Annotated in this window: 11 protein-coding genes; 3 read left to right on the forward strand and 8 right to left on the reverse strand. The window is 44.4% G+C overall.

The features are described 5' to 3' along the window. Window positions 1-50 precede the first annotated feature (50 nt). The gene (locus tag VL525_RS09655) at window positions 51-464 is read left to right on the forward strand and encodes a hypothetical protein (RefSeq protein ID WP_325385855.1); all 414 of its coding nucleotides are present in this window, start codon (window positions 51-53) and stop codon (window positions 462-464) included. A gap of 87 nt (window positions 465-551) precedes the next feature. Here VL525_RS09655 and VL525_RS09660 read toward each other — a convergent pair whose 3' ends face one another. The 8 genes from VL525_RS09660 to VL525_RS09695 all read right to left on the reverse strand — a co-directional run bounded on the left by VL525_RS09660 (window position 552) and on the right by VL525_RS09695 (window position 9,845). Next, complete coding sequence (locus tag VL525_RS09660) at window positions 552-1,364, reverse strand: enoyl-ACP reductase FabI (protein ID WP_325385857.1); 813 nt, start codon at window positions 1,362-1,364, stop codon at window positions 552-554. Window positions 1,365-1,626: 262 nt separating this feature from the next. Further along, window positions 1,627-3,300: a DNA repair protein RecN gene (gene recN, locus VL525_RS09665; RefSeq protein ID WP_325385859.1), complete on the reverse strand. Its 1,674-nt coding sequence runs from the start codon at window positions 3,298-3,300 to the stop codon at window positions 1,627-1,629. Between the two features lie 149 nt (window positions 3,301-3,449). Further along, window positions 3,450-5,669 carry a M56 family metallopeptidase gene (locus tag VL525_RS09670; RefSeq protein WP_325385861.1) on the reverse strand — a complete coding sequence of 740 codons (2,220 nt, stop codon included), beginning with the start codon at window positions 5,667-5,669 and terminating at the stop codon, window positions 3,450-3,452. 60 nt (window positions 5,670-5,729) lie between these two features. Next, window positions 5,730-6,104 carry a BlaI/MecI/CopY family transcriptional regulator gene (locus VL525_RS09675; protein WP_325385863.1) on the reverse strand — a complete coding sequence of 125 codons (375 nt, stop codon included), beginning with the start codon at window positions 6,102-6,104 and terminating at the stop codon, window positions 5,730-5,732. A gap of 243 nt (window positions 6,105-6,347) precedes the next feature. Next, window positions 6,348-7,247 (reverse strand): DUF4835 family protein, encoded by a 900-nt coding sequence (locus VL525_RS09680; protein WP_325385865.1) that lies wholly within the window; start codon window positions 7,245-7,247, stop codon window positions 6,348-6,350. Further along, complete coding sequence (coaBC, locus tag VL525_RS09685) at window positions 7,234-8,442, reverse strand: bifunctional phosphopantothenoylcysteine decarboxylase/phosphopantothenate--cysteine ligase CoaBC (protein WP_325385867.1); 1,209 nt, start codon at window positions 8,440-8,442, stop codon at window positions 7,234-7,236. Before coaBC ends, VL525_RS09680 begins: the two co-directional genes overlap by 14 nt. 135 nt (window positions 8,443-8,577) lie before the next feature. Further along, on the reverse strand, window positions 8,578-8,904 hold the full coding sequence (locus VL525_RS09690; RefSeq protein WP_325385869.1) for a DNA-directed RNA polymerase subunit omega: 327 nt from the start codon (window positions 8,902-8,904) through the stop codon (window positions 8,578-8,580). An 8-nt stretch (window positions 8,905-8,912) separates the two neighbouring features. Continuing rightward, window positions 8,913-9,845 (reverse strand): outer membrane protein assembly factor BamD, encoded by a 933-nt coding sequence (locus VL525_RS09695; protein WP_325385871.1) that lies wholly within the window; start codon window positions 9,843-9,845, stop codon window positions 8,913-8,915. 190 nt (window positions 9,846-10,035) lie between these two features. On the opposite strand from VL525_RS09695, the gene VL525_RS09700 reads away from it, so the two are divergent. Beyond that, window positions 10,036-10,542 carry an RNA polymerase sigma factor gene (locus VL525_RS09700; RefSeq protein ID WP_325385873.1) on the forward strand — a complete coding sequence of 169 codons (507 nt, stop codon included), beginning with the start codon at window positions 10,036-10,038 and terminating at the stop codon, window positions 10,540-10,542. Continuing rightward, window positions 10,532-11,161, forward strand: coding sequence for a hypothetical protein (locus VL525_RS09705; protein ID WP_325385875.1), 630 nt, complete (start codon window positions 10,532-10,534; stop codon window positions 11,159-11,161). The genes VL525_RS09700 and VL525_RS09705 overlap by 11 nt, the downstream gene beginning before the upstream one ends. The last annotated feature ends 542 nt before the right edge of the window (window positions 11,162-11,703 follow it).

Below are 11,703 nucleotides of genomic sequence, written 5' to 3' on the forward strand. Positions count from 1 at the left end.
TTGCTTTTTTTTGTTCATATAAATAACAAGTAAATAGAAACAACATTACTATGAAAAGAATCTTAACTATCGTATGCAGTGCGGTGATGCTTCTCTCGGTATCTTCATGTACCAAAAAGTATATCACGCCTAACCCAAATTTTTCTGTATTTGCCACAGTTCAGCCGTCGGATTGGCTGCTGTCTGATGATGGTAAATCGTACTATGTTCCAATCGACGTTGCCGATATCACCAGCGATGCTGCCAGTTATGACGGTGTGATCGTTGCCATATCCTATGCTGACGAAGTATATGAACAGCTCCCAGAAGTTTATGGCGGAACTTCGTTTAGCTATACCTACAATTCAGGAAATGGAAGCCAGCCGGGTAATTTGAGTATTTATGCTCAATCGCCAGACGGTAGTACGCCAATTCAACCAACAAATGCTATTAAAGTGAAAATTACTTTGATAGGAACGAACTAATCAATTAACACCAAAAAGGAAGGCGCTTCAAACGGAGCGCCTTCCTTTTTTATATCAATTTTTTAACCTTTTCGTTGGAATAGGCTTTTACTTCTCCATCTGCTCAATCACCGCCTGTGTTACCCCGGTGAACGAGAAACCGCCATCGTGAAACAGGTTTTGCATGGTCACCATTTTGGTCAGGTCTGAAAATAAGGTGATGCAATAATCAGCACATTGATCCGCATCGGCATTACCAAGCGGACTCATTTTCTCCGCATAACTGATAAAACCTTCAAAGCCCTTAACACCCGAGCCTGCTGTTGTGCGGGTAGGCGATTGCGATACCGTGTTAACGCGTACCTTCTTTTTGGTGCCATAATAGTAACCGAAGTTACGGGCGATGCTTTCCAGCACAGCTTTGTTGTCGGCCATGTCATTATAATCCGGGAATACCCGCTGTGCAGCGATGTATGATAAAGCTACTACCGATCCCCATTCATTGATGACATCATGTTTCATGGCTAATTGCAGCACGCGGTGCAGGCTTAATGCCGATATATCAAAACCCTTGTGGGTAAAGTCGTAGTTGTTTTCATAGTAGGGGATGCCCTTGCGTACGTTCACGCTCATGCCGATAGAGTGCAGGATAAAGTCCACGCCGCCGCCAAAGTGCTCTTTGGTTTTGGTGAACAGGTTCTCCAGGTCCTCGTTGCTGGTTACGTCGGCGCCAATAACGGGTGCATTGCATTCGGCAGCCAGGTTATTAAGTTCGCCCATGCGAAGCGCCAAAGGTGAGTTCGACAGCACGATCTCGGCACCCTCGGCATAGCAGCGTTGCGCCACTTTCCAGGCGATAGATTGCTCGTTAAGCGCACCGAAAATGATACCCTTTTTACCTTTTAACAGATTATAAGCCATTTTTTTGATTTTTGTTGGTGGACAAAGTTATGAAATTAGTTTGCAGTTTACAGTGGGCAGTTTGCAGTGTGTAGTCAGCGAGCTATTTTTGCTAAAGCCACGGCTCTAATTCACCTTTACCCGTCCCTTAAAAGGGGCGGCAATGAATAAGCTGTTATTTTTAAATTTCATTGCCGTTGGCTTCAGCAAACGGGATAAATAGGCATTGAAAACAGGCTTTAGCCGAACTTAGTTAATTGCTATGACTATGACCGGCAACTGTCTACAAACTCAACAATTCCCTCGCATTCTGCAACGCGCTCTCACCGGGGTTATCACCGCTCAGCATTTTGGCTATTTCCACTACGCGCTCGGCTTCGGTTAGTTGCTTGATGCGGGTATAAGTTGTGGCTGCATCATCGTCCTTATAAACAAAATAATGGCTTTGCCCTTTGCTGGCTATTTGGGGCAGGTGGGTTATGGTGATCACCTGTAGGTTTTGCGCCAGGCGCTCCATGATAATGCCGACCTTATTGGCCGCCTCGCCTGATACACCCGCATCTATCTCATCAAAAATAATGGTCGGCAAAGCGGTATGGCTTGCGATCAACGATTTGATGGACAGCATTAAACGCGAAAGTTCGCCACCGGAAGCCACCTTGCTCATTTCGGCTAAGGTATGGCCCTTATTAGCAGAAAAGAGGAAGCGAATCGCATCGGCCCCATCCGCACCTAAACCTGCGTCGCCGCCTTTAGGGGACAGGGGACTTAGCTCAACTTTTAAGGTCGAATTTCCCATACCCATTTCGCCAAGCGTCAGGACTACCTGCTTTTCAATGGCAGGAATAGCTTTAATACGATTTGCCGATAATTGCCCGGCTATTTTTTCAAGCTCAGCTTTTTCGGCAGCCAGCTGTTTTTGCAGCTTTTCTATTTCTTCGTCGCCATGTACGGCTTGTTCTATTTTGGCTGACAGGTCATCCTGCAACACTAACAATTCGGCATTGGTGCTTACGCGATGTTTCTTTTGCAGGGTGAAGATAATATTCAGCCTGTCATTTATTTCAATGATCCTCGCCTCATCCGTATGGGTGCGCTGTTCGATATTCTCCACCTCGGCGGCAATGTCTTTTAGTTCTATTACCGTGCTTTTGAGGCGCTCGTGCAGTTCAGCTATTTCAGGGTTGAATTTTTCGAGCGACGACAAATGGTGTGCAGCCTCGCGCAATTGCAGCAATGCCGACGTTTCACCTTCCTGTATTAGATAATTAGCCCCAACCAAACTGCGCTTTATTTCCTCGGCATTGTTTAAGGTATAAAGCTCCTGCTCCAGTTTGTCCTGCTCGCCGGCATCCAGTTTTGCTTTTTCCAGTTCATCAAACTGAAACTGGTAGTAGTCAAGGTCGGCTTTAGCCTTATCGCTGTCTGCTACCAGTTGTTGTAATTTGGCCGAGTTCTTTTTGAATGCTTTAAATTTTGCCCGGTAGTCATTCAATAATTCACCATGACCTGCAACGGAATCTACCACCAGCAATTGAAAATCCGGGTCGTTTATCTCCAGCGTAGCGTGCTGCGAGTGGATGTCGATCAGCTTTTCGCCCAATTGCTTTAATAGCGTAAGGTTTACCAGCGTATCGTTTACAAAAGATCTTGATTTGCCGTCGGAGGTTATTTCGCGTCGCAGGATAGTTTCAGCCTCGTGGTCAAGGTCGTTTTCCTCAAAAAATGTCTTCAGGTGAAAATCATTGATACGGAATGTTCCTTCGATCACGCACTTCTTTTGCTGATTAAAAAAGTAACGGCTCTCTGCCCGTTGGCCGAGTATTAATGATAAAGCTCCGAGTATGATGGATTTACCCGCGCCCGTTTCGCCGGTAAGGATATTCAGCCCTTTATCAAAGCTGATCTCCAGGTTGTCGATGAGTGCATAATTACTGATAGCAAGCTTTTGAAGCATAAAAAGGCGTTCTTTTACCGGACGCTAAATTATGGTTTTTGATTGGATTAAGCAGGCTTGTAAATGACATAGGGATGGGTTTGAAACCCATCCCTATGAATAATTCTACTAATCTCCAATCACCTCCCGATAGCTATCGGGATAATTAATTACTGATTGGAAGTCGTATCTGGCTTTTCCGGTCTTTCCGGTGCCTCGGGCTTCTCGGGTTTGTCCGATTTCTCTAATTTTTCGGGTTTTTCGGGTTTTTCAGGTTTCTCCATCCTGTCCGAATCGTCCCAGCGGAAGTTCATGTTATAATTCATGTTTCTCCAGGCCTCCATATTTTTCCTGAATTCAGGCGAACGCATATACTCACGCATTTTGGCCTGAGCCGCACGCATTTGCTCCTGTATTTTTTTCATTTCGGGGCTGTTTTGATAGGCCCGCATTTTAGCACCGGCAGCGCGCATCTCCTCCTGTACTTTTTTCATTTCCGGACTGTTTTGGTATTTGCGCATTTGCTCGCTCATCAGGCGCATTTGCCTTTGCGCTTCCCGTACCGCTTCATTATTCGACATTTTACGAATAGTGTCGCCCATTAACCGCATTTCTTCCTGCTGTTTGCGCATTTCCGGATTGTTCCAATGATCGCGCATTTTTTCGCCAAGCGTCTTCAATTCATCGGTGGCCTGGCGCACATCAGCCGGGATATGCTGATTTAATTCGTCCTGGTATTTGCGGTAGTTTTCATCCTTGCGGTCCTCGTCATTATTGTAATAACGGCGGTTGTGGGGTATACCGTACTTGGTTTCCAGCTTTTCGTTCAGGGCTTTAAACTCGTCGCTATTGTAATATTTTTCAATTTTATGGCCCATCTGCCCCATCTTTTCACCCCATTCCTTGGTTTCACCTGTTTCACCCCAGTTTTTACCGAAGCTTTCCGAAAGTTTTTGCTGGTTAGCCATCATTTCTTTCCATTGCGGGCTGTCATAATAAGCTTGTATCTTCTTCCCCTGTTCCTCCATGTCCTGCTGTACTTTTTTCCATTCGGGGCTATCATAATATTCCTGCAACTTCTTCCCGTCAACTTCAAGCTGTTCCTGGGCTTTTTTCCATTCGGGACTTTCGTAGTACTTGCTCATCTGCTCGCCGTATTTGCTAAGCTCAGCCGAAAGTGCCTCCAGCTTCGGATCGCGGTGCGTATCAAAATCATCGCTGTAATAGGTGCTGTGTTTGGCTTTGGTGGTGTGTTTAACTGCCGCGGATTTATGAGCGGTTTTGGAAGCAGGTTTTTTGTGTGTGGTGTCCGAGAACAATCCGGCTATCGCAGCCGGTTTTATTTTGTTAAAGGATATTTTGCCGTGGGCGATGGTTGGGTTCAGCCATGCCAGGCCAGTAATGCTGGCTGTGAGCACTACAAATGCGATCAATATATGGCGTGTATTGCCAATGGGTTTTTTCGTTTTCATGATTCGTTCGATTCGATTTAATAATTGGTACTTCTTTTTCCCCGTAGCGGCAAGGGCTATCTGCCATTGCTGGGTGCGGGATTCTTCTAATTTCAACAGTGCATGCGCATACACTATCGGTTTTTGAGTCGACTCTATTACAATATCGTCGCAGGCATTTTCCCGTTCCCGGTTAATGATGCGATCGATCAATTGTGCAAAGGGATTGAAAAACAACAATACCGACATGGCCTGCTGGCCAAGGTTTGCCAGGTAATCGTTGCGTTTGATGTGTGCCAGTTCGTGCATCAGGATAGCCTCGATCTCTTCGGTCGACAGGCTTGTGGTGATGGACATAGGCAATAAAATAAAAGGCTTAACATAACCGAACATGCAGGGTACATCAACCAGGTTGCTGAGGCCAAAGTGCACCCGGCGTTCGATATCCAGCTTTTCGGCAAACTCGGCAACTCTCCGCATCAGTGCGATATCGATGCTGACAGTTTGCTTGATGTCGCCCAGTTTTTTGCGGGTTAGGGCAAGTTTCGACGCATTGAACATCAGGCCGGCTACATAGATCAGGGTAATATAGGGTAAAAGGCCCTCGACAGTATAATAATACCTGCTGCTGTAGGTAGTGCTATGCGGCAGGTGCAGCGGCATATTCAGTATAGCGGGTAAAAAGCCATTATAGTTGGTAGCGTTGGCCTTAAGTTCCACCCATTGGTAAACCCTTACCTCGCCTACCAGGGTGTAAATGAACCAGGTAGTTAATCCAAGTAACGACAGCATGGCGATATTATGTTTCGCCTTTGCCGGCATAGCAGAGAACGAAAGCAGGATAAGGCGCAGAAACAAATAAACTACAAGTCCCTGCCATAAAGAGTGGATAACTGCAACGCCTATTACCTGGCTGATGTTATAAAGTATGGTTTCCATGTTTTTTGTAATTAGTGATCCGTTCACCGGTTACCCAGTCACAAATCACAGGTTAACTAATCACTTATTTCCACTAAACTGATCCAAATATTTTTTAATAGCATCTATCTCGTCCTTTGATGCGCGGTGATGGCCCAATGCCTGTATCACCAGGTCGGAAGTTGAGCCTTCAAACACGGTCGACAATATCCTGTCAAGCGCACTGGTTTGTGCTTTCTCCTGGGTGTAACGAGCTTTATACACATGGGTTTTTGCCGTGGTATCGCGCTCTACTAAACCCTTTTCGTCCATTATCTGCATCAGCTTAAGGGTGGTGGTATAACCCGCAGCCTTATTTTTGGCTAATTCTTCATGTACTTCGCGAACAGTTGCATCGCCCATTTTCCATAGCACCTGCAAAATCTCTAATTCGCTTTCTGTTGGTTTGATCTCCATGTTCATTTCCTAATTTACGAATTGCTTCGTACAAATATCTACGACAAATTTCGTAATTGCAAATATTTTTTAAATTATTTACGATTTGTTTCGTAGATAAAAGACGCGGAGAAAAAGAAAGTGTTACAGGAAAAAGAAAAAAATGTTAAATGGGTGGGAGAAGTCCGAAACTTGGGAAGCCGGCTTAAGTCCGAAAGTTGTGACGAATTTACTTTTATGGCAATTACAACTTTCTCACGCAGGTCAATTCTTCCCTATTCCCTGGTATTTGCTGCCGTTAGCCGGGTCGGCCTGGGACAGGATGTTCACAGCGTCTGTTCGTTCCCTGTTATCGGCCTTGTTAAATATGGACACCAGTTCGTCGCTTTTGGCTGTGAAGAAGATAAGCGGCAGCATGGAGCCCAGGCGGGTGCGGTCGACTTTGGCAAGATCTGGCAGTATATCCGAAATGGCTTTCCGGCCTTTATTGGCATTATCGGCCATTTGATCGAGGCCGTTGCGGTGGTAATCGTAGATAAAATCGCGTAACGGGATATAGGCCTTGTTATTCAGGTTTTCGGACAGCCAGTAGCGGTTGATGTTGCCGTCGAAAGCCTTCCATCCTTTATAAGAACCGGCAGACTGGGCATTGGTAACCACTGTTTGCGCCGCCTGGAAGTAGGGGGTTCCGCCCAATCTCGAAAAACTGTCATAATCCATGCCGATGATAACATAGGCATAAAAAGCCATTACCGATGCCAGGTTGCTGGTAAAGCTTTGGTCGGTATAATCAATAGTTTGCCCCTCGCTGTAAATAAAATCGACATCCTTATCGTTGATATTGAGCAAAGGTGTGGTATAGCTGCTATTGAAAACCGGCCTCGACGATTGCACCTGCAGTTCGCCGCTAAAATTGCTGTTTCCGTCCCAGTTGGTGATGTTAAGCACAAAGGTACAGTCGAGCCTTTCTGCCGGCAGTATAGCATCCTGACACCACTTGCGACCATTCAGAAAGTCCTTCATCGATGTTTCCAACGACTGAAAAATATGACGGTTACTGGTCTGTATTTTCCCGCTTATTACTTTAACCTGCGCGTTCAGGTCCTGCGCTGCGGCTGAATAGCCCAGGCATAATAATAGGATATACAAGCTAAATTTCCTCATGGATCAGTTCGGCAATTTTATTACAGATATCGGCGGCAACTTCGTCTTTACTTTTTAACCCGAAGGCAGTTTTATGCAGCTTATGGTCTATTATCGTTATTTTATTGGTATCTGTTTTAAACCCTGCGCCTTTATCGTTCAGCGAATTTAATACAATAAAGTCGAGGTTTTTACTTTTCAGCTTTTCGGCCGCATTGTATTCTTCATTCTCGGTTTCCAAAGCAAAGCCAACCAATACCTGTCCCTTTTGTTTTTTTTCGCCCAGGGTCTTCAATATATCGGCGGTCTTCTTAAGTTCGATATTTAGCCCGCCATCCCTCTTTTTTATCTTTTGCGGCGATACCGATGCCGGTGTATAATCTGCTACGGCGGCACACATCACACAGGCTTTTACATCCTTATAATACAGGAGACAAGCGTCAAGCATTTCGGACGCTGATGTTACATCAACCCGTTTGATGCTTTTATGCTTCGTCGTTTGCGCAGTTGGCCCTGCAATAAGGATCACATCAGCACCCATAGAAGCCAGTTGGTCGGCTATAGCAAAACCCATTTTGCCCGACGAATGATTGCCAATAAAACGCACCGGGTCGATAGCTTCATAGGTAGGGCCGGCCGTAACCAGTATTTTCTGATTAACTAAGGGGAGTTTCTTTTTGATGTCCGCATCAATGAAACAGGCTATTTCCTCCGGCTCAGCCATGCGGCCCTCGCCAAATAAGCCGCTTGCAAGCTCGCCTTTCCCGGGCGGGATCAATATATTGCCGTAGGATTGCAGCTTTTCTATATTGTTTTGGGTCGACTCGTGTTTCCACATATCCAGGTCCATCGCCGGAGCAAAATAAACCTGGCATTTTGCCGACAGATAGACGGCGGTAAGCAGGTTATCGCTTAACCCGTTCGCCATTTTGGCTAAGGTATTAGCGCTGGCGGGAGCTATAATGAAAAGATCGCCCCACAGGCCCAGTTCCACATGGTTGTTCCACTCGCCGGTTTCGGGCGCAAAATATTCGACGAAAACAGGACGTTTGGAAAGGGTAGAAAGCGTGAGCGGGGTAATAAAGTTGGTTGCATCGGGCGTCATCACCACCTGTACGTCGGCACCGGCTTTAACCAACAGGCGGATAAGTGAAGCTGATTTATATGCCGCAATGCTGCCGCATATACCAAGAATGATCTTTTTGCCTTCTAACATATATTGTATTCAAAAATACATATTCGGGGATAGCTAACCCGTATATATCAACAAAAATACCAGTGACCATCTGATCACTGGTATTTTTTGTATGTTTTTAGCAAGCCAGAACTCTGAAAATTCTGGTTCAGGCAATTATTCTTTGTTTGGATTGCGGTAGTAGATCTTATCCTCTAAAAACTCCTGCACGGCAACCAGCGATGGTTTCGGCATTTTCTCGTAGTGCTTGGATATTTCTATCTGCTCGCGGTTCTCAAATACTTCTTCCAGGTTATCGTTCGACGATGCAAATTCAGAAAGCTTCTGGTGCAGTTCTTCCTTTACATTGTTCGATATTTGGTTGGCCCTTTTTGCCATAACTACGATGGATTCGTAAATGTTGTCTGTCTTTACATCCAGTTCGCGCAAATCGCGGGTAATGGTGCTGCTGGCTACAGCTGGTTTATTTGCAGTATTGTTCATATCAATTTTTATTGAGCTGGTATTTTTTGATTGGTATTTATCTTTTCTGACGGCGGCTGACCGGTTACCGTGTCTTTTTTGTCGAAGCGGTGACGGTATTTGTCCTCGTTAGCATATTCGGCTAAAGCACGTTTTGCACGTGCTATTCCATCCTCGCTATCTTGTTTAAGCGACACAGCATCTTTCAGGTATTTACTTGTTGGATACTTATCCGCAAACTGTTTTTCAAAGTTTATGGCTGTATTAAAACGGTCTTCCTTCTTTAATTCGCTGCTGTGGTATGCGTACTCGTATTGAGCCTTAATGGTCAGGTATTCCATTTCCTCGGCATATTTGGTATCCGGGTAATCGCGCAATACATTGCCAAAGTCGATAACAGCTGCCTGGTAATCGCCTATAGTTAAATATAACCTGGCATTTTCATAAGCTTTGCGTTCCAGTTTATCGCGCAGGTTCTGTATCAGTTTCGATGCTTCGGCAACACGTTCGCTTTTTGGGTACAGGTTGATGAACAACTGCAATTTGTCGATAGCTTTATGTGTGTTCTCCTGGTCGAGTGAATAAACGGGCGAATCCAGGTAATAACAATAAGCGCTCATGAAATTACATTCCTCGGCGCGGGCGCTTGATGGATAGGTATCGGCAAATTGCTTAAAATGGTAACTTGCCGAGGTATAGTCCTTTAGCCTGTAGTTGGTATAAGCGTAGTAATAATAAAGGTCTTCGGCCTGTGCCTGTCCGCGGTAACGCTGAACCAGAGTTTCAAACAGTTCCAACGCTTTATTATAGTCCTTTTTGTTGTAGTAAGCAATGGCCGCCTGGTACTTTTTGGCGTTGTCATTACTGGCCTTTAACTTTTCAAATTTGCTTTTGCAGCTACCTGCAATCAGAATCAGCACAATCAAAAGCCCCGATAATATAGGACGTTGTTTTTTAAACATTTTGCAAAGATACGGTAATATTATAAATGAGTCAATTATTTATTTATCAGCGGGCTAATATAAGCGGTTGGCAACACCTCATAAAGCATTTAACATCTTTTAACGGTTTAGCGCTGATATTTATTTTTTGTAACAATTTTTAAAAACGGATACCTATTATTTAAAAATAAGCTAACCCGCACATTTAAACGTGGATACCAAAGAAACCCAATTTCTGCAATTGATAAGAGAGAACAAAGGTATCCTGTATAAGATATGCAAAATATACCAGGACGACCCGGACGACCGCGATGATCTGCTGCAGGAAATGGTGCTGCAACTATGGCGTGCGTTCGATACCTTCAGGGGCGACAGTAAATTCAGTTCGTGGATGTACAGGGTGGCGCTCAATACGGCCATCGTGTTTTTCAAGAAACAAAAGCGAAGGCCCGACGATCAGCCGATGCCTGCTCAATTTGATCATGCTGATGACCACTCAGCAGCAGAAGAAAAGGAGGAAAAGCTGGCTATATTTTACAAAGCTGTTCAATATTTAAATAAAGTGGAAAAGGCGCTGATATACCTGTATATGGAAGATCAGCCCTATGACGATATTGCTGCAACGCTTGGCATAACCCCGCTTAATGTAAGGGTAAGGCTGAACAGGGTGAAAAACAAACTAAAAGACATTATTAAAGAGATGAATTATGAATATTGATGATTTGAAAGATGCCTGGGGCAAGGATGAGCCGAAAGACATGCATTTGCCGGTAAGCACCGAAACATTGCGGAAAACCAATTCGGTGGTCGAACGGATCAGAAAAAATATGAGGTCGGAGTTAATCGCACTGCTGGTATCTTACGCTATACTGCTTATTTATTTATTTGGCGGGGTGCAAACTAACTTCCTGTTTAATATCACCAGCATTTTGTTCTTTGTGATACTCGTGCTCAACTGCTTTTATTATTTCAGGTTTTATGTTTTCTATAGATCCATTATCCGGTACGACTTTAACCTGAAAAACAACATCCGCAAAATAACCTATGAACTGGAGCTTAATACGGAAATATACAAAACCTATAATTTTTCGGTGACGCCTATCGCTATCCTGGCTACTATCACCTTAATAAGCGGTAAAGTGGCATCCGACAGGATACAGCATTTTCTGTCTGCCAGCGGATTAATGTCGCTGAGCACGCTTTTATACATATTTGCTACAATAGTTATATCCTTTATTATAACCTATGTTTTCATCAGCTGGCATGTTCGCCTGCAGTATGGCAAATACGTAGCCGAGTTGAAAAGGGTTATGAACGACCTGGGCGAGGACGACTGAATAAGTTGATGGAACATTTCATAGCCGAATGCCCAATGAGCATGGCCGGCCATGAACTATCAACCATGATCCATGAACTATCAAAATTTTTCCGGCTGATTTGCAAAGTGTTAGAGATACACTTTCAAGTTTTTTTAAGCCATCGTTTGCAGGGGCGGAAAATCTGCTTACCTTTGCAGCCCGCAAACGAGGAAGCGGGTTGTTCTGAAAAGGTTGAAAAGCGAAATTTTAAAATAAAAAAATAAAGTTTTGCAGAAGCAAAAAAGGTTTGTACCTTTGCAGTCCCAAAACAAACGGGGCTCGATCACGAGCAAAATACCGGAAGCGATTTTCGGTATCCAAAACAGAAAAGTAATCGTTTAAATGCGATACTAAATAATCCGAACCGCGAGGCAAGGAGTAAAGTTCTTTAAGAAACTGGAATAATCAATAAAGCGCAGCGGGGTATAGAATCCTAAGGGAAGATATACACTGTCAATTTAAGAAGGATAGGGATACTGTAAAGAAGACAGGTGAAAGGAGAAAGGTAAAAAGGGAAAGGT

The sequence above is a fragment of the Mucilaginibacter sp. genome (genome assembly GCF_035492695.1).
Classification (GTDB): Bacteria; Bacteroidota; Bacteroidia; order Sphingobacteriales; family Sphingobacteriaceae; genus Mucilaginibacter.